At 35.4% G+C, this 19,968-nt stretch carries 12 protein-coding genes and 1 pseudogene; 8 read left to right on the top strand and 5 right to left on the bottom strand.

The annotated features are described in order from the left end of the window. Nucleotides 1-60: 60 nt before the first annotated feature. Complete coding sequence (locus tag ACM55H_RS17245; RefSeq protein WP_416837690.1) at nucleotides 61-3,051, bottom strand: ELWxxDGT repeat protein; 2,991 nt, start codon at nucleotides 3,049-3,051, stop codon at nucleotides 61-63. A 622-nt stretch (nucleotides 3,052-3,673) separates the two neighbouring features. Between ACM55H_RS17245 and prfA the strand changes: the two genes are divergently transcribed. The 3 genes from prfA to ACM55H_RS17260 all read left to right on the top strand — a co-directional run bounded on the left by prfA (nucleotide 3,674) and on the right by ACM55H_RS17260 (nucleotide 6,611). After that, nucleotides 3,674-4,750 (top strand): peptide chain release factor 1, encoded by a 1,077-nt coding sequence (gene prfA / locus ACM55H_RS17250; protein ID WP_416837691.1) that lies wholly within the window; start codon nucleotides 3,674-3,676, stop codon nucleotides 4,748-4,750. 180 nt (nucleotides 4,751-4,930) lie between these two features. After that, entirely contained in the window at nucleotides 4,931-5,743 is an 813-nt protein-coding gene (pyrF, locus tag ACM55H_RS17255) for an orotidine-5'-phosphate decarboxylase (RefSeq protein ID WP_416837692.1), read from the top strand. 73 nt (nucleotides 5,744-5,816) lie between these two features. Continuing rightward, nucleotides 5,817-6,611 carry an ABC transporter substrate-binding protein gene (locus ACM55H_RS17260; RefSeq protein WP_416837693.1) on the top strand — a complete coding sequence of 265 codons (795 nt, stop codon included), beginning with the start codon at nucleotides 5,817-5,819 and terminating at the stop codon, nucleotides 6,609-6,611. Here ACM55H_RS17260 and ACM55H_RS17265 read toward each other — a convergent pair. Continuing rightward, a complete protein-coding gene (locus ACM55H_RS17265) occupies nucleotides 6,606-6,755 on the bottom strand; it encodes a hypothetical protein (protein ID WP_416837694.1) in 150 nt (49 codons plus the stop codon). The genes ACM55H_RS17260 and ACM55H_RS17265 overlap by 6 nt on opposite strands. A gap of 108 nt (nucleotides 6,756-6,863) precedes the next feature. Between ACM55H_RS17265 and ACM55H_RS17270 the strand changes: the two genes are divergently transcribed. The 3 genes from ACM55H_RS17270 (at nucleotide 6,864) to ACM55H_RS17280 (ending at nucleotide 10,169) form a co-directional block, all read left to right on the top strand. Next, the gene (locus ACM55H_RS17270; protein WP_416837695.1) at nucleotides 6,864-7,649 is read left to right on the top strand and encodes an alpha/beta fold hydrolase; all 786 of its coding nucleotides are present in this window, start codon (nucleotides 6,864-6,866) and stop codon (nucleotides 7,647-7,649) included. A 358-nt stretch (nucleotides 7,650-8,007) separates the two neighbouring features. After that, nucleotides 8,008-9,492, top strand: a complete 1,485-nt coding sequence (locus ACM55H_RS17275) for a catalase (protein WP_416837696.1) — start codon at nucleotides 8,008-8,010, stop codon at nucleotides 9,490-9,492. 20 nt (nucleotides 9,493-9,512) lie between these two features. Continuing rightward, nucleotides 9,513-10,169 (top strand): VOC family protein, encoded by a 657-nt coding sequence (locus ACM55H_RS17280; RefSeq protein WP_416837697.1) that lies wholly within the window; start codon nucleotides 9,513-9,515, stop codon nucleotides 10,167-10,169. A gap of 308 nt (nucleotides 10,170-10,477) precedes the next feature. On the opposite strand, the gene purU is transcribed toward ACM55H_RS17280, so the two are convergent. Further along, nucleotides 10,478-11,332 (bottom strand): formyltetrahydrofolate deformylase, encoded by an 855-nt coding sequence (purU, locus tag ACM55H_RS17285; protein WP_416837698.1) that lies wholly within the window; start codon nucleotides 11,330-11,332, stop codon nucleotides 10,478-10,480. A gap of 127 nt (nucleotides 11,333-11,459) precedes the next feature. Continuing rightward, nucleotides 11,460-12,167 carry a DUF4197 domain-containing protein gene (locus ACM55H_RS17290; RefSeq protein ID WP_416837699.1) on the bottom strand — a complete coding sequence of 236 codons (708 nt, stop codon included), beginning with the start codon at nucleotides 12,165-12,167 and terminating at the stop codon, nucleotides 11,460-11,462. Between the two features lie 290 nt (nucleotides 12,168-12,457). Between ACM55H_RS17290 and ACM55H_RS17295 the strand changes: the two genes are divergently transcribed. Next, nucleotides 12,458-15,910, top strand: coding sequence for a methylmalonyl-CoA mutase family protein (locus tag ACM55H_RS17295; protein ID WP_416837700.1), 3,453 nt, complete (start codon nucleotides 12,458-12,460; stop codon nucleotides 15,908-15,910). A 286-nt stretch (nucleotides 15,911-16,196) separates the two neighbouring features. Here the strand turns inward: ACM55H_RS17295 and ACM55H_RS17300 are convergent, their stop codons facing one another. Beyond that, nucleotides 16,197-16,595 carry a FimB/Mfa2 family fimbrial subunit gene (locus tag ACM55H_RS17300; RefSeq protein WP_416837701.1) on the bottom strand — a complete coding sequence of 133 codons (399 nt, stop codon included), beginning with the start codon at nucleotides 16,593-16,595 and terminating at the stop codon, nucleotides 16,197-16,199. Between the two features lie 1,184 nt (nucleotides 16,596-17,779). Between ACM55H_RS17300 and ACM55H_RS17305 the strand changes: the two are divergent. Continuing rightward, nucleotides 17,780-19,968, top strand: a pseudogene (locus ACM55H_RS17305) (hypothetical protein); the annotation flags it as partial.

A 19,968-nucleotide genomic window follows, 5' to 3' on the forward strand; every position in this document is an offset into this window, starting at 1 on the left:
TATACCAGAGCTATCAGGTTAAATAGCTGTTGTTATTTTTTGACAAGAATTTTAGAATAATTAATTGATAATTAATTTGGTGCTTACTTTATTGCCGTTCGAAAGGAAGGTCTTTAACAAATAGATGCCTTTAGGTATTGAAATTGTATCAAATTTAATTTCTTTTGATGGGATTTCATTTAGTTGACTGTGAATTTTTTTCCCCGTAATATCAAATAATTCAAAACTCATAATTTGAGAATCAGTAAGCGATTTGATGGTTACCGAATTACTCATGGGGTTGTGATAAACAATTATAGACCTACTACTATTTTCATTTGAATTAGAATTATCAGTAATATTTAATGTTGAAAAATTAGGAGTTGTTATATATAATTCTGCTCCGCTATTCTTAGTACGAGCACTAAAGTATAAATTAGAGTCAGTTGTTCCCAGTTTTTCAATAGCATCATATCCTTCTAAATTTTGACCGTTTAAAACATTTATATCCAATTGCAATGGCGTGGCAAGGGTATTATTCGTTATCCATATTTTATGAGGAAAAAATTCTGCTAAATATAGTAAGTTACTGTTAAAACACGTCAGGTCCCTTATGTTTAAAAAATCTGCTGTATCTGGGCCAGCTATTTTTTCTGTTGTAAGTCCGTTGGTCCTCCATAACTCTTTGTCAATACCATCGTAAGTCTGTACTAGGAAATATACGTAGTCTCCACATGTTGTAATGGTATCTATATCAAGGTTAGATATTGTTGGGTGTGATGCTCCATCAAATAACAATTTGGTACCTCCAATAGTGCCATCTGATTTGTATACTGATTTAAAGTAACTATCGGGGCTTACTACCACAAAATATAATTCATTGTTAAGACTAGTAGTAAGTTGGATATCACTATCGATATTATCTCCAAAAGTTTTCAAGTGAACTGTGCCAGAGGCTGTGCCGTCTGAAGTCCATAAATCATGTGGCCCATATGTAGTTCCGGATGTTTCAGCAATTATGAATAATTTATTTTTGACTGCTTTTAAAACTCGCATATCATTAAGATCAATTATTTTTATAGTACCCGCTTCTGTGCCATTAGTTTTCCACAATGAGGAGCCTGTAGTACTGTTTGCAATAAAATAAATTGTACCATTAAGCAAAACAAATTCTCTAGGATAACTACTATAATTTGAGCCACCGTTTATGTCTTTTATCATATAAGTTCCCGTTTCTGAGCCATCACTTCTCCACAATTCAAAACCATGTACACCATCATTAGCATAAAAATAAAGAATATTGTTTATCACAGTGAATTGTTGTTTATCATTATAATTTTGCATGCTGCTACTGTTACCGGGATTTATATCTTTAACAAGGACAGTACCGTTTTCTGAACCGTCACTTTTCCAAAGTTCATACCCGTGAGTACCATCGATTGCACTAAAGAATAAAACGCCATTTATACTTTTCATTTCTGAAAGGTCATCTATACAATTATTACCGTTATTAATATCTTTAATTAATTTACTTCCAACTGCAGTTCCATTGCTTTTAAACAATTGATTACCATATTTTTTTTCATTTGCTCTAAAAAATAAAGTATTATTTACATTAGTGAATTTCGATGGATTTCCATTATTTGAATAGTTTAAATCTGCAAAAAATCTTGTTCCAGTGATAGTTCCGTCAGTAATCCATAATTCATTTCCATGGATTTCATCTTCAGCTGTGATTATCGTCGCATTGTTGGTAGTGACAAAATTCTGTTGTAATCCAGAAATGTCATTATCCTTAATTTTTGATAATTCAAAAGTACCTATTGATGTTCCGTCACTAGCCCATAATGTTCTGTCAGTTGAGTTTGCAGTTGTTGTGAAAAATAAAAGTTTGTTGTTAACTTCATCAACATGTAATTTTTCTAACCATGAAGAGGCACTTCCATTATTAATGTCTTTTACTAATGTGGTTCCATCAGATGTTCCATCCGTTTTCCATATTTCATTTCCGTGAGTGCCATCATCCGCTAAAAAATAAACCGCATTATTTAATTTTACATAATTAGGGTTATTATAAATACTGCCAACACTCGTTTTGTTTATATCTTTTATCATTATTGTTCCAGCCTCAGTCCCATCACTTTTCCAGATTTCAATGCCATTATTTCCATCATTGGCTTCAAAAATTATTAAATTAGCAAGCTGACTTCCTTTTAAAACAGAAGAACTTGAATTATTTCCAGTTCTCATATCCTTCACGATAACTGTCCCGGATTCGGTTCCATCACTTTTCCATAACTCAGCTCCATTTGTTCCATTATTAGCAAAAAAATAAACGTAATTATTAACTACTAAAAACTGATTTCCATTATTTAGCCCTGAAGAGTAGGGATTAATATTTTTAAACATTTTTGTCCCGGATTCCGTTCCGTCACTTTTCCATAATTCCGTCCCATTTATTCCATCATCAGCTATAAAATAGAGCGCATTATTAAAAACGAAAAAATCATTCAAATCACTGCCTCTGCCAACAATTGGATTTATATTTTTGATCATAAAAGTTCCTGCTTCTGTACCGTCACTTGTCCATAATTCATATCCGTCGATATTATTGGTAGCAGCAAAATATAATTTCCCATTGTAACTTGTTAATTTTCTAGGTTCATCATATTCACTGTTATTATTTGGTCTGATGTCTTTAACCATTTTTGTCCCAGATTCAGTTCCATCACTTTTCCATAATTCAACCCCGTGAATACCATCATTGGCGGTAAAGAATAATGTTTCATTTATAAGTGTTAATGAGCTTGGATTTGAAGAATTCAGGCCTGCTCTAATGTCTTTAACCATTACGTTTCCTTCCGGTGTCCCGTTTGAATGCCATAATTCTCTCCCAAAAGTATTATAATATCCATCAGTCGCTGTAAAATAAAATCCAGACTGAAATGAGGTGAAATTTTGAGGGTCGCTGTCCTCATGAAAATTTAATTCTGCTAAAGTTGCGTCTAGAGTTTGAGCATTAGTAAATTGGGACAGTAAAAAGATAAATAAAAATAGTAGAGTGTGTTTCATAAGATTATTTAATATCAATGAATTTTTATACTTGTATAGCCGTATTAAAAACTCTTGTGTATAACTAAATTTGAACAAATTGTCGCTACTTAATTGAGGTTTTAATTTCTCAAAAATATAAATTAATACCGAAAATACTGATTAAATAAATTTGGTTTTTTATATCATTTTCCAAAACTAACTCCTTTTTATTCAGGTATTTTACGGAAAACCGTAAACGCTGTTTATTTAACACAAACGCCTTAACTCTGATAGCAGCGGCATCCTTTTTCTGGCTTTTTTTGCCAGAAAAAGATATAGCGAATAGCAGGGACTTCGTACACATTGCTATATGCTGTTTCTTGCTTTAGCAAACTTTATTTTCTGTGTTTTTAGATCATTGGAATGGCTACGAAGTCTGGAGACTTCGCAGAGCCATCACGATTATATTTTGCCATTACAATTTATTCATACTTTGCAGAGCGAGGCTTTTTGCCAGAAAAAGATACAACGAATAGCAGGAAATAGCTCCTGATTGCCACACAATTCGTTCCTAATTGTTCGCAATGACAATCTCAATTAGGAACCTTGCAAACTGAATACTTTTTTCGTATTTTTGCACTCCAAATAAAGGACTAAGAAAATGTTAGATAGACTTCAAATAGTAAAACAACGTTTCGATGAGATATCGGATTTAATCATTCAGCCGGATGTTATCTCTGATCAGAAGCGTTATGTGCAATTGAATCAAGAGTACAAAAGTTTAAAAGCTTTGGCTGAAAAGCGCGATGAATATGTGATTATCATGGCGAATATTGAAGAAGCAAACGAAATTATAGCGGATAACAGTGATGCAGATATGACCGAAATGGCCAAAATGCAACTGGAAGAAGCAAAGGAAAGATTACCGGAACTGGAGGATGAAATCAAATTTATGTTGATTCCTAAAGATCCCGAAGATGCCAAAAATGTCATGGTGGAGATTCGTGCCGGAACGGGTGGGGATGAAGCGAGTATTTTTGCAGGGGATTTATTCCGTATGTACACGAAATATTGTGAGAACAGGGGTTGGAGAACATCTGTTGTGGATATGAATGAAGGAACTTCGGGTGGTTTCAAAGAGGTGATTTTTGAAGTTACCGGTGAGGATGTTTACGGAACCTTGAAGTTTGAAGCGGGTGTTCACCGTGTGCAACGTGTACCGCAAACGGAAACGCAAGGACGTGTGCACACCTCGGCAGCGACTGTTATGGTATTGCCGGAAGCAGAGGAATTTGATGTGCAAATTGATATGAATGATGTGCGTGTGGATTTCTTCTGTTCGTCAGGACCTGGTGGACAATCAGTAAATACAACCAAATCAGCAGTTCGTTTAACGCACATTCCAACAGGATTAGTGGCGCAATGTCAGGATCAAAAATCACAACATAAAAATAAAGACAAGGCTTTTGGTGTTTTGCGTTCCCGTTTATACGAACAGGAATTAGCCAAAAAACAAGCCGAGGATGCTACCAAACGTACGTCTCAAGTAAGTTCTGGTGACCGTTCAGCTAAAATTCGTACTTACAATTATGCACAAGGTCGTGTAACGGATCACCGTGTAGGTTTGACTTTGTACGATTTAGGAAATATCATGAATGGTGACATTCAGAAAATTGTTGATGAACTAGCGTTAGTCAACAACATGGAAAAATTGAAAGAAGCAAGCGAAGTTTTTTAAAGAAAATAGATGCAAGAATAAAGAGAGAAAATACCATACTAAATTATTTAGCATGGTATTTTTTTTAACAGTTTTTTACTGTTTTCGACTTTGTGAAAAATAATAAACAGATTAAATCTTTGTGAATTTTGCGAATTCCGACGCTTCGGGATTGCGAACTTTGCGGTAAAACACACAACAATGACTACACAACAACTTATTGACCAAATTAGAATCAAGAAATCATTCCTAGCAGTAGGACTCGATGTTGATTTGAATAAAATTCCACAACATTTATTAGAACAGGAAGATCCTATTTTCGAATTCAATAAAGCGATAATCGATGCGACCCATGATTTAGCAGTGGCCTACAAGCCTAATACTGCTTTTTATGAAGCATACGGAATAAAAGGTTGGATGTCGTTGCAAAAAACAATTAATTACATCAACTCAACTTATCCTGATATCTTCACGATTGCGGATGCTAAACGTGGTGATATTGGAAATACGTCTTCGATGTATGCCAAGGCTTTTTTTGAAGATTTGAACTTTGACAGCGTTACTGTTGCTCCTTATATGGGGAAAGATTCGGTGGAGCCGTTTTTGGCTTTCGAAAATAAACATACCATTATGTTGGCTTTGACTTCTAATGAAGGTGCGTTTGATTTCCAGACTTTGAACGTGGACGGAAAAGAATTGTACAAACAGGTGTTAGAAACGTCTAAAACGTGGAAAAATAGCGAAAACCTAATGTATGTTGTCGGTGCTACCAAAGCCGAATATTTTACTGAAATTCGTAAAATTGTCCCTGATAGTTTCTTGCTTGTTCCAGGTGTTGGCGCGCAAGGCGGAAGTTTATCTGAAGTTTGTAAATACGGAATGAATGCGAACGTAGGATTGTTGATTAATTCTTCCAGAGCCATTATTTATGCTTCAAACGGAACTGATTTTGTTGAAAAAGCAAGAGCCGAAGCGTTGAATATGCAACAAGAAATGGCAGCGATATTAGGTTAATGATTGTTTAAAGTCTAACGTTTAAAGTTGCTCCACTTTGAACGTTTAACCTTTTAACCTTTAAGCAAAAAACATGAAAACTCTAACTGACCAACTCGGAACTTCCCATTCTTTTGAAACTTCCCCAAAACGAATCATTTCACTGGTTCCTTCACAAACGGAATTACTGTATGACTTAGGTTTGGAAGATAGAATCATCGGGATTACCAAATTCTGTGTGCATCCGTATCATTTTAAGTTAACGAAGAAAATTGTTGGCGGAACCAAAAAAGTGCATTTTGAGAAAATCAGATTGTTGCAGCCGGATATCATTATTTGTAATAAAGAGGAAAATACACAAGAAATTGTAGCGGAGTTGCGTAAAATTTGTCCGGTTTGGGTGACGGATATTATTACTATTGAAGACAATTTTCAAATGATAACCGATTTTGGCCAGCTTTTCAATTGCAGAACTGAAGCCCAGAAATGGAACGACAAATTGGCTTTTGCCTTGAGTGATTTTAAAAACTTCGTTAAGGATATACCCGTTAAAAAAGCGGCATATTTCATTTGGAAAAACCCTTTTATGGTCGCTGGTTCGGATAATTTTATCAATGAATTACTGAAACTGAATCATTTTGAAAATATCTATCAGGACAAAGGGCGTTACCCGGAAATCGAACTCAAAAAAATGCGATTGGAAGGTGATCCGGATTTGGTTTTTCTATCCTCAGAACCTTTTCCTTTTAAGGAAGAAGATGCTTTTGAAATAGGCCGTTTCACGCATCATGCAAAAACGGTATTTGTAGATGGTGAAATGTTTTCTTGGTATGGAAGTCGCTTGCTAAAAGCGTTTGACTATTTTAAAAAAATACATCAAAAATTATAGTTCACATTCTTCCAGAACTAATTCTTCCTTAGCAATGGCAGGTTGTGAAGTGTTATTTTCTGTTTCGAAATTTTGTTCAGCAAGTATTTGATATTCTCTTTTAAGCTTTTCTATTTCACTTTTCTCTTTCAATAATCCAATCATCGGTGTAATTTTTTGGCAAATTTACGTTTTACAATTGTTAAATTAGCATTAATATATGTTAAGATTGAGATTTAAAATTAAAATCCTATTTTTACAAAAAATAAGAACGTGATTAATTATACCATTTACGAAAATAAAAACACCGATCAGTGGGTAACTTTTGTGCATGGTGCGGGCGGAAGTTCTTCTATTTGGTTCAAACAAATACGCGATTTCAAAAAACAATATAATGTGTTGTTATTGGATTTGCGTGGTCACGGGGAATCAAAACCGACCTTAAAAACGGCTTTCAAACAGAAATATACTTTTTCGGCTTTGGCCAATGATATTCTGGAAGTTCTAGACTTTCTTAAAATAAAAAAATCACATTTTGTAGGCATTTCATTAGGTACAATTCTGATCAGACAATTGGCAGAAATGTATCCGGAACGGGTTCAAAGTATGATTCTTGGCGGCGCCATCCTGAAAATGAATTTCCGTTCTCAAGTATTGATGCGATTGGGGAATATGTTTAAGTATGTATTGCCTTATTTGGTTTTATATAAGTTCTTTGCCTTTGTTATCATGCCTAAAAAAAGTCACAAGCAATCTCGTGTTCTTTTTATAAATGAGGCCAAAAAATTATACCAAAAAGAATTTATTAAATGGTTTAAACTCACTGCCGAAATAAATCCGGTTCTCAAATGGTTCCGCCAGGTCGAATTGAATATTCCTACGCTTTATGTGATGGGTGAAGAGGATTATATGTTCTTGCCGTCTGTTCGGAAAGTGGTGGAGAATCATTATAAATCTTCAAAACTCTTTGTGATAGAAAAATGTGGACATGTGGTAAATGTGGAGCAACCTAATGTATTCAACGATGCCGTCCTTTCTTTTATAAATACAGCTCAATAAAAAAAAATGCCTGCATTATAAATGCAGGCAATTCTTTAACTAACCAAAACCAAAATAATAAATAACCAGTTTATTACCCTGCAAAGATCACACATATGCGAGCGTTTTGCTGTTAAGATTTTGTTATTACTTTGTTGTATATAAGTTAAGTTTTTTAACTTTATTGTGTTATTCCCGGTTAGCGGTTCTGTTCCGGAATCAACTTTAAAATTACCCCATTTTTACTTATTCAAATTTAATTCTCTTTTGTTGAAAAAACGCAGACCGTTTTTTTGATATTGTTTTATAGGCGCTATCATTTTTGTTTGTGTTTTTAAGTTTTGCTATTGCTTGATGAAAACTATTAAATCGTATTAATATGAAATCACATGAAAAACTTACAACAGCATCCGGAAGACCTTATGTAGAAAATGAAAATTCTCAATCGGTAGGTTCACGAGGACCTTTACTATTACAGGATTATATTCTTCACGAAAAAATGGCTCATTTTAACAGAGAGCGTATTCCGGAACGGGTCGTGCATGCAAAAGGTTCGGGAGCATTTGGGACATTTACCGTAACACATGATATTACTAAATATACAAAAGCAAAAATCTTTTCTGAAATTGGAAAAGAAACTAAATTAGTGCTTCGATTTTCTACGGTGGGAGGTGAAAGAGGGTCGGCTGATACGGAAAGAGATCCACGAGGTTTTGCCATGAAATTTTACACCGAAGACGGCAATTGGGATTTAGTTGGCAATAATACGCCTGTTTTCTTTGTTAAAGACCCCAAAAAATTCGGAGATTTTATACACACCCAAAAACGAGATCCATATACCAATATGAAATCGCCTACGATGATGTGGGATTACTGGTCGCTGAATCCGGAAAGTTTACATCAGGTATTGATACTCATGTCAGATCGAGGAACTCCTTTTGGGTATCGTCATATGAATGGGTATGGCAGTCATACGTATTCGATGATTAATGGGGCTAACGAAAGAGTGTATGTAAAATTCCACTTCAAAACTGCACAAGGGATTAAAAATTTCACCAATGAGGAAGCGGCAGAAATGAAATCTCGTGATATGGATTTTGCACAGCGTGATTTGTTTGTGAATATTGATGAAGGAAATTTTCCACAATGGAATTTACAAATTCAAGTCATGACCGAAGAGCAGGCCAATTCTCAAGACTATTATTTGAATCCATTTGATTTAACCAAAGTTTGGCCTCATGGTGATTTTCCGTTGATTGATGTTGGCGTTTTAGAATTAAATCAAAATCCACATAATTACTTTCAGGATATTGAGCAAGTAGCATTTGCACCGGCACATATTGTGGACGGAATTGGGTATTCACCTGATAAAATGTTACAAGGGCGCTTGTTGTCGTATCCAGATGCGCAACGGTATCGCTTGGGAACAAATTATGAGCAAATCCCTGTAAACCGTTGCCCTTTTGCAACCAATAATTACCAACGGGATGGACAAATGCGAGTAGATGGCAATGGAGGAAGTTATCCGAATTATTTCCCTAACAGTTTTGATGAAATGGAAATAGATCAAGCGTATAAAGAACCTCCATTGGAAATTTTTAGTGATTTTTCGGACTGGTATGATAGAAATTGCGAAGGTGAAAATGACCATTATACACAACCGGGCAATTTATTTAAAATCATGACTCCGGAGCAACAGCAAAATACGATTAACAATATTATTACTCACATGTCTGGTATTGAAGGGCCTATGAAAGAGGAAATTGTAAACCGTCAATTGAGTCATTGGTATAGAACCGATGGTCGTATAGGAGCGGGAGTAGCTGCAGGATTAGGAGTTGACGTTGATTTGCTGGAAAGATAATTAGTTTCAATTTAAACAAGATGAATATTCTCGAACTTGAATTGTTAACAGATACTCTCGATGAAACAGAGTTGTTTTATAACAACGTCATCGGGTTGAAAACAATTTCGAAAAACAATTCGAGTATTTCATTTGAAGCGGGTTCCACAAAACTAACTTTTAAGCTTTCTGAAAATTTAAAGCCAGTATATCATTTTGCCTTCGATATACCCAATAATAAGTTACAGGAAGCCTTTGCTTGGATAGAAAAGAAAACAGGAATTCTAGATGTAGTTCCACCAGAAAAAATCGCCGATTTTTATAACTGGAACGCCAAGTCTTTTTATTTCTATGATAATAATGGCAATATTTTAGAATTTATTGCCCGTTTCAGTTTGGATAATGCTTCAGAGAAACCATTTGATGGATCGTCAATTGTATCGGTTAGCGAAATAGGTTTTGTTGCCAAAAATGTTTCACAACTCAGTGATGAAATTTGTAAAAAGTATGATCTTTCGGTGTTTCCAAAGCAACCTAAATTGAATAAATTCATTGTTTTGGGAACAGATACAGGACTTTTTATTCTAGTCGAAGAAAACCGGGATTGGTATCCAACACATAAAAAAGCAAAATCGTTTTGGACTAAAGTAGTATTTGACAATAATGGGAAAACGAGGAAAATTGAAGTTTCAGACTAATGAAATAATACAAATGCTCACTTTGGTGCTATCATCAGGATACATCTGAAAATAGAACACAGATAACACGAATTGAACAGATTAACACAGATTTAAATAAGTGTCATAATCAAGTTCGCCTTTTGATATTATAATCAAAAAAATCTGTGACAATCCGTCTAATCTGTAAAATCTGTGTTCTATACTAATGTATAAAAATTTATACTCACACCGCATCACTTTGGAGAACATTTTATTATTACAGACAAGATTCTTTAATTCTATGGGGTTTAGGCTCCCTCTCCTTTGGAGAGGGTTGGAGTGAGAATTTAAGAAAACACCACCGTTTTGTTATTGTAAACCATCGTTTTTCGTTCGGCATGTAATTTTATGGCTCTTGCCAAAACCATACGTTCCAAATCACGTCCTTTCATAATAAAATCTTCTATGGAATGGCTGTGTGAAACTCGGGCAATATCTTGCTCGATAATCGGGCCTTCATCTAATTCTTCGGTCACATAATGACTGGTGGCGCCAATAATTTTCACACCGCGTTTAAAAGCGGAATGATAAGGCTTCGCTCCAGGAAATGCCGGAAGAAACGAGTGATGAATATTGATAATCAGGTTTTTGTATTGCGCAATCAAATTAGGTGTAATAATTTGCATGTAGCGCGCTAAAACAATAAAGTCAATATTGTATTGCTTCAGTAAATCAATTTGCTTTTGTTCGCCTTCGTCTTTAATGTCTTTCGTGAAAGGAACATAATGAAACGGAATAGAAAAACGTTCCGCCACTGATTTCAAATCCTCGTGGTTGCTTATAATCAAAGGAATTTCAAGAGGCAATTCACCAGCGCTGTATCTTCCTAAAATATCATACAAACAATGGTCGTATTTAGAAACAAACAAAGCCATTTTGGGCTTTTCGTCTTGGGTGTACATTTCCCAAGACATATTAAATGGAGTTGCCAAATTAGCCTGAAAATGAATTTTAATCGCTTCAATATCCCAATTTTTAGCACTGAACTCACATTCCAAACGCATGAAAAATACATTTTCATCGGCATCTACGTGTTGGTCCAGATAGATAATGTTACCATCAATTGAGGCAATATAATTGGTGACAGAAGCAATAATTGCTTTTTGGTCTTCGCAATGTATAAGGATTGTAATTTTTTGCATTTTATGTATCTCTTTCGACTTTAGTCTGTATAGTAAAGTTTAGTTTTTTTTCAAAACTAAACTTATTTATTTTTATAAAAAAGTTTGATTTAGCGGTTTTATGTTTTAAAAATAGCTGGGAATCAAATTAAATCTTGTCCTGCATTGCAAAAACCTTTTGCAATAAAACGGAAGTTCTGGAACTTAAATTTGTTCTGATGTTTTTTTCTTCAACGGCAACCATCTTGAAAACTCCATTCATTGCTTGATTGGTAACATAATCAGTCAAGTCAGGATTCACTTTGTTTACTAATGGAATGCTGTTGTATTTTGTGATTATGTTAGACCAAACTTTATCGGCACCCACTTTAGTGAATGAATTTTTTATCACAGGATTAAATTTTCCGTACAAAGCTGTTGAGGTACTATTTTGTAAATAAGTAGTTGCTGAACTTTGATTCCCCATCAAAATAGATTTGGCATCCATAAAAGTCATGTTTCTTACCGCATCAACAAATATTGGAGTCGCTTCCTTAACCGCGTCTTCGGCAGCACGATTCAATACTTTCAACCCTTCATCAGCCAATGAACTTAAACCAATTCTTCTTAAACCAGAATCCACTTTTCTTAATTCTTCCGGAAGTAAAATTTTTACGGCTTCATTTCTGTAAAAACCATCTGTCGCGGTCAATTTAGTTACTTGTTTTGAAATTCCGTTATTGAGTGCTTCCTTCAATCCTCCTGCAATATCAAGGCCACCAATTCCTTGCGTTTGCGGTAATTGATTCAGAACCTGTTGCATTTCGGCACAACTGGAAAGTGATACCGCCACCACTAAAATTAAAATTTTTTTCATCTTAAATTGTTTTTATAAATTTACTTTATCAATCCGGCTTATGACTTGTGTCAAAAGTACTACTTATTCAAAAATAAAGCCACGATTTTATTTAGGAGCACAAACTTTAGGATTTATTAAGGAACAGTTGTCCCGCTGTCCGCTGTATCCTCGCTGAAAAAGCGAGGGATGCCGCTTCCATCGGGGCTAAATAACAAAATCCTTGCTTATTTATCAACAACTATGACTGAGATTAAATAATTTTTAAAATAAAATCGTAAATTGCACTCTTAAATTATCATATTCATAAAATGGAGCAAGTAAAACCTTATATCCCTGTTAATAAAGTAAGAATTGTAACTGCAGCAGCCCTTTTTGATGGCCATGATGCGGCAATCAACATCATGCGTAGAATTATTCAATCTACCGGTGTTGAGGTAATTCATTTAGGTCACGACAGAAGTGTGGAAGAAGTGGTCAATACAGCGATTCAAGAAGATGCTAATGCTATTGCCATAACATCGTATCAAGGTGGTCACAACGAATATTTCAAATATATGTACGACTTGCTTCAGGAAAAAGGAGCCGGACAAATTAAAATATTTGGAGGTGGAGGCGGAGTGATTCTGCCTACAGAAATTGCCGAATTACAAGCCTACGGAATCACCAGAATTTATTCTCCTGATGACGGACGCGCTATGGGCTTGCAAGGAATGATAAATGATTTAGTACAAAGGGCTGATTATCCTATTGGAGACAAACTGACTGATGAGATCAATCATTTGGAAGAAAAAAATCCAAAAGCCATTGCCCGTATTATTTCATCAGCAGAGAATTTTCCTGAAGTTGCCAGAGAAACATTGGAAGCAATCCATAAAAAAAATGAAAATTCTACTATTCCGGTTCTTGGAATTACGGGAACGGGTGGAGCAGGAAAATCATCATTAGTGGATGAATTAGTACGTCGTTTTTTAATCGATTTTCCGGAAAAAACAATTGGATTAATCTCTGTCGATCCATCCAAAAGAAAAACGGGTGGAGCATTGCTTGGAGATAGAATCCGAATGAATGCCATCAATAGTCCTAGAGTTTATATGCGTTCATTGGCCACACGTCAATCGAATTTGGCTTTATCAAAATATGTTGCCGATGCGATTCAAGTAATTAAAGCAGCCAAATATGATATTATAATTTTGGAGACTTCCGGAATCGGGCAATCCGATACGGAGATTATGGATCATTCTGATGTTTCCTTATATGTAATGACACCAGAATTTGGTGCTGCGACTCAATTGGAAAAAATCGACATGCTTGATTTTGCTGATTTGGTAGCAATAAATAAATTCGACAAACGCGGTTCTCTTGATGCGTTACGAGACGTGAAAAAACAATACCAACGCAACAACAATCTTTGGGATGTCAATCTAGATACACTTCCTGTTTTTGGGACAATTGCTTCGCAGTTTAATGACCCTGGAATGAATACGCTTTACAAAGCGATTATGGATAAAATCCATGAAAAAACCAATTCTGATTTGAAATCAACGTTCCAAATCACACGTGAAATGAGCGAGAAGATTTTCGTTATTCCACCACACAGAACGCGTTATTTATCTGAAATTGCCGAAAGTAATCGGAAATATGATGTTACTGCGGTAAGTCAAGAACAAGTAGCACAGAAATTATACGGAATTTTTAAAACGATTGAATCAGTTGCCAAGAAAATCCCTGAATTGAATAAGACAGGAATTAATGATGATTCTGTTTTACCAAGTGCTTTGGAATCTGAAAAACCGGGAGTAGCTGAGGATAGAATCTTTTTGAATCTTTTACTGAATCAATTTGATAAAGTAAAAATGGATTTAGATCCCTACAATTGGGAAATCATTTTGACTTGGAATGAAAAAGTAAACAAATACAAAAATCCAGTTTATACGTTTAAAGTTCGGGATAGAGAAATAAAAATGGCTACACATACAGAGTCACTTTCGCATTCTCAAATCCCGAAAATAGCTTTACCAAAGTATCAGGCTTGGGGAGATATTTTACGTTGGTGTTTGCAGGAAAATGTTCCTGGAGAATTTCCTTTCACGGCAGGTTTGTATCCGTTTAAACGTGAAGGAGAAGATCCTTCTCGAATGTTTGCAGGGGAAGGCGGACCGGAACGAACCAACAAACGTTTTCATTATGTAAGCGCTGGATTGCCTGCAAAACGATTGTCAACAGCTTTTGACAGTGTGACTTTATATGGGAATGACCCACATGTACGTCCAGATATTTATGGAAAAATAGGTAATGCCGGAGTTTCTATTTGTTGTTTGGACGATGCTAAAAAATTGTATTCTGGTTTCGATTTGGTTCATGCGATGACTTCGGTAAGTATGACAATCAATGGGCCAGCCCCAATGTTGTTAGGATTTTTTATGAATGCAGCGATAGATCAACAATGTGAATTTTACATTAAAGCAAATAATCTTGAAATTGAAGCTGCCGAAAAAATCAAACAAATCTACACCAAAAAAGGAGTTGAAAGACCACATTATCAAGGCGATTTACCGGAAGGAAACAACGGTTTAGGGTTGATGCTTTTGGGCGTAACCGGAGATCAGGTTTTACCTGCGGATGTTTATAACGAAATCAAAGCAAGAACTTTATCTCAAGTTCGTGGAACAGTTCAAGCTGATATTCTTAAAGAAGATCAAGCACAAAATACCTGTATTTTCTCTACTGAATTTGCATTGCGATTGATGGGTGACGTGCAGGAATATTTCATTACCAAGAATGTAAGAAACTTTTATTCGGTTTCTATTTCAGGATATCACATTGCAGAAGCGGGTGCGAATCCTATCACGCAATTGGCTTTTACGCTTTCTAATGGGTTCACGTATGTGGAATATTATTTGAGTCGTGGTATGAATATTAACGATTTTGGACCAAACCTATCCTTCTTCTTTTCGAATGGAGTCGATCCGGAATATGCCGTTATTGGTCGTGTGGCACGTAAAATTTGGGCGAAAGCCATGAAAAATAAATACGGTGCTAACGAACGTGCTCAAATGTTGAAATACCACATTCAAACGTCCGGACGTTCGCTTCACGCACAGGAAATTGATTTCAATGATATTCGTACGACTTTGCAAGCATTGTATGCCATTTATGATAACTGTAATTCCTTGCACACCAATGCGTATGATGAAGCAATCACAACACCTACGGAAGAATCAGTACGTCGTGCAATGGCGATTCAGTTGATTATTAATAAAGAATTAGGTCTGGCCAAAAATGAAAACCCAATTCAAGGAGCTTTCATCATCGAAGAATTGACAGATTTAGTCGAAGCTGCGGTTTTAGAAGAATTCGACAGAATTACCGAGCGTGGCGGTGTTCTTGGTGCTATGGAAACGATGTACCAACGCAGTAAAATTCAGGAAGAAAGTTTGTATTATGAAACGTTGAAACATACGGGTGAATTTCCAATTATTGGTGTGAATACGTTCTTAAGTTCCAAAGGTTCTCCAACGGTGATTCCAGCCGAGGTAATTCGTGCTACCGAAGAAGAAAAACAATATCAAATTGATATGTTGCACCATTTGCACCAGTCCAATCAGGATTTAGTAAAGGAACACTTGAATACACTTCAAGAAGCTGCTATTAAAAATGAAAATTTATTCGAACACTTAATGGAAGCGACCAAGGTTTGTTCTTTGGGACAAATTACTTCGGCTTTATTTGAAGTTGGGGGGCAATATAGAAGGAATATGTAAGCAGAGAACCACTTTTTGCGTAGCAAAAAGGGTGTGAATCACTTATCCTGCTTTTGAGCAGGATCTCAGACACTCGCTTTCGCTTTTTAGTTAAAGGTAGTGGTCGCTTTTCTTGCTTTTTGGGGAATCTTTTTTAATATTTAATAAAGACCTTTCAGTGATGAGGTCCTTTTTTAATTTCTTATAAATTGCATTTGATGCAATAATTTAATCACAAAAAAGAGGCTGTTCTTATAAAGATATAGCCTCTTAAAAATAATATACGGGTATTCTTTTCAGTAACAAACTAATCATCATTTGCTACATTTTTATTTTTCAATGCCGGTTTGTAAACTTCCGAGATTGCTTTTGTTGTTAAAATTGACTTTTCTTCAGAAATAATAATTTCATGTCTTACTTTTTTTAGATTGTTTTCCACAACCAAATAGTAAGTTCCAACAGGAAATGCATCTAAATTATACCTTCTTGCGATTCCTTTCTCACCTGTTGCATTTTCGGTGTAGATTAAGTTATTCTCATCGTCATAGATAGATACATTAACTTTTTTGATTTCATTTAGAGAAAAGCTAATTTCATTTCCTTTACCTTTTTTTACATTTAGTAAAAAATCACCATCGATTGCATACGAACTCATGCTAGTCATTGCCACTACCAACAATACACTTAATTTTAAAATCTTTTTCATAACACTAATTTTTAAATTAATAATTAAAATTTATAAGTCTAAATTACTTCAATGAGACGTGCTGGAACACAGCTGTTTTTTCTGATTTAGGTACTATTTTATCTTTTACGAAAACGATTTATGTTGAAAACGCTAGTGTTTTATGTATTTGTTTATTAGTGACTTATGAATAAAAAAAAGATTAAATAAGAATTTCAATGATTATATTGTCCTAAAAAAATGGACTAATCTATATCCAATATTTATATTATAATTAAAGCCATATCAATGCTATTGAGATGGCTTTTTTTCTGGTTGAATTCTTTTTGAGGATATTTGATTGGTGTTGTCTAAATAAAAAGACTTTTCTGTAATGAAGATTTTTTTATAGCCATTTTCAGTTCATTCCAACATTTTTGATAAATGAAAATTAATACTTTAAAATCCTCGTGATGTTTCCTAAATCTTAAAAACAAAGCAACCGATTCTACTATTTTAAGATTATCAATAATTGCCCAAATTTTTCTTCAAAAAATCAATAGAATTGCAATAAAGTGATTAAATCACAAGGATGATTTATAGGTTTTAACATTGTTTTTTAATTAACAAAATTTATGTAATAAAACTATTAATTAATTGATAATCAAGTGGTTAACGAGTAGTTTAGTATTAATATTTTATTGTCGTAAAGCTTTTCTTAGTGAAGTGTGTTCTTTGTCGGGAATAATAGAATGTTGTCTTGTTTAGGTCTGTTTTTTTTCCTTTTTTTGGTGCAATACCTAACTTTGGTTTAACAAAAATTTATTTGATTTAGGTTGTTTACCAAGCAACTTTCAGGTTAATAAAAGGATTTTTTTGTTTCCCCAAAACAAAATATCCTTTAGATGATGGACTACTTCAAATTATTTTTTGAAGATGTTTCGTTTTTCTGCAAGTTTTCTCCCCCGAGTCTGAAAACTTTTGTTCAATACCTATCGTATTAACTTCAATGCTAATTGTTTTAGATTAGAGTTTTAAGGTTGCTTTTTTAAGCGACTATCTGGTTGATAAAGAATTTAGTTGTTGTTCCCCACAATAAAAATCCTTTGGACGATGGAGTACTTCATAAATGTGTTTATGAAGGTGTTTTTTTTCTATAAGTTTTTTTCCCCTAAGTCTGTAAACTTCCTTTTTAGTCTAAGTTATGATGTAAAAATACTTTTATTATGAAAAAGAATACAATTTCGAAGTTTTTCGATGTTTTATCTAGCAAAATAAATTGTTGCTTATCAACGAAAAACACTGTTTCTAAATTAAATTTTTTTAAATTTAAGGAGAGAAATTCAATTGATTACCTGTCAAATTTATGGTTTTGTTGTTGGTACCAGTCGATCGTATTACCATTTATGTTGGCGGCAATCCTAATGACAGGTTATACGGCGAATGCCCAAAACATTCTAGGGAGAGCGCCAGTATTAGCCCCTAAGGGAGGGTTTGCTATTGATGGAAATGCATTTGTTAGATTTACTGGTGATAATACAGCTTGGGGGGACTTTTTATTTCAAGCGGGTGAAACAAATGCAGCTGCTTATCCAGGAGGGATATTTGTACCTATACCACCCCCTTACAATTATCCGGACGGGCCATTACCCCCTCAATTCTATGTTTATCCAAACACCACCTTTTTCAGAGATAATATTACAACCAGTGATCCAACTACTTTCACCAGTAGTAATAAGATCAATGATGCTGTAAGTACTTATACTTGGGGCGTAGGTTCTTCACCTAACAAAAATGAAATTCAAAATGCAATTGCTCATTTTACTTATGGTGACGGCGCTATTCGTGGAGGAGATGGTGTTACTGGTGCATTTGGAGATCCTAATGATTTATGGCTGATTTTCGCTGCTGACCGTCAAGTAACAGATGGAAGCAGCTATATCGATTTTGAAATTCTTCAAAAATCGTTAACCCTGACAACGACAGGAACTGACGCAAAAGGGTTTGCTTTTGGAGTATTTACCTCTGCGGCGGGTACTCCTAGTGGTCGTACAGTTGGAGATCTTTTAATAACCATTGAGTTTACCCAAGGAGGGGTATCCGCAAATGTGGTTGTTAGAAAATGGCTTGGAACTGCTTATAGTGATCCAATTACCCCTGCTGCTGGGACTGTTTATGGTACTAATAATACAGTACAAACCATAGTGCCTTATCCTATTTATAATCAAGCTCCTATTTCCACCAATCCTAATTTGTGGGCGTATGCTCCAAATCAATGGGCAGAAGGGGCTGTCAATATAACTAAAATTTTTGGAGGGAGTGATCCTTGTTTTGTAATTAGTACCCTATTTGTGAGAACGAGAACTTCTGGTTCTTCTGGTCAATCAGAATTAAAAGATTTTCCTGGAGCACCTTTTCAAGTGAATTTATGTACAGATAAAACACCTCCAGTAATCACTTGTCCTGCAGATGCGGTATTTGCTTGTAAACAAGGTGATTCAGGTAAAGCTACGGCTACAGATAATTGTACTAAAGTACCAACTGTAAGCTTCACCGATTCAGGTACGCTAGATGCTTGTGGATTGGGTATTATCACCCGAACCTGGAAAGCTACTGATGATTGCGGCAATAGTTCAACCTGTGTTCAAAAAATTACCGTTCAGGATATTGTCAAACCAGTAATCACTTGTCCTGCAGATGCTGTCTTTAGTTGTAAACAAGGCGATTCAGGTACAGCAACAGCAACAGACAATTGTGATGCGAACCCGAAAGTTGGCTACACTGACTCTGGCACACTAGATGCTTGTGGATTGGGTATTATTACCCGTACTTGGAAAGCAACTGACTGTGCAGGCAATTTCTCAACCTGTGTTCAAAAAATTACGGTTCAGGATATTGTCAAACCAGTAATCACTTGCCCAGTAGATGCTGTCTTTAGTTGTAAACAAGGCGATTCAGGTACAGCAACGGCTACAGACAATTGTGATGCGAACCCAAAAGTTGGCTACACTGACTCTGGCACACTGGATGCTTGTGGATTGGGTATTATTACCCGTACTTGGAAAGCAACTGACTGTGCAGGCAATTTCTCCACCTGTGTTCAAAAAATTACTGTTCAGGATATCACCAAACCGGTAATCACTTGCCCAGTAGATGCTGTCTTTAGTTGCAAACAAGGCGATTCAGGTACAGCAACGGCTACAGACAATTGTGATGCGAACCCGAAAGTTGGCTACACTGACTCTGGCACACTGGATGCTTGTGGATTGGGTATTATTACCCGTACTTGGAAAGCAACTGACTGTGCAGGCAATTTCTCCACCTGTGTTCAAAAAATTACTGTTCAGGATATCACCAAACCGGTAATCACTTGCCCAGTAGATGCTGTCTTTAGTTGCAAACAAGGCGATTCAGG

This window comes from Flavobacterium cryoconiti, assembly GCF_048158645.1.
GTDB lineage: Bacteria > Bacteroidota > Bacteroidia > Flavobacteriales > Flavobacteriaceae > Flavobacterium > Flavobacterium cryoconiti.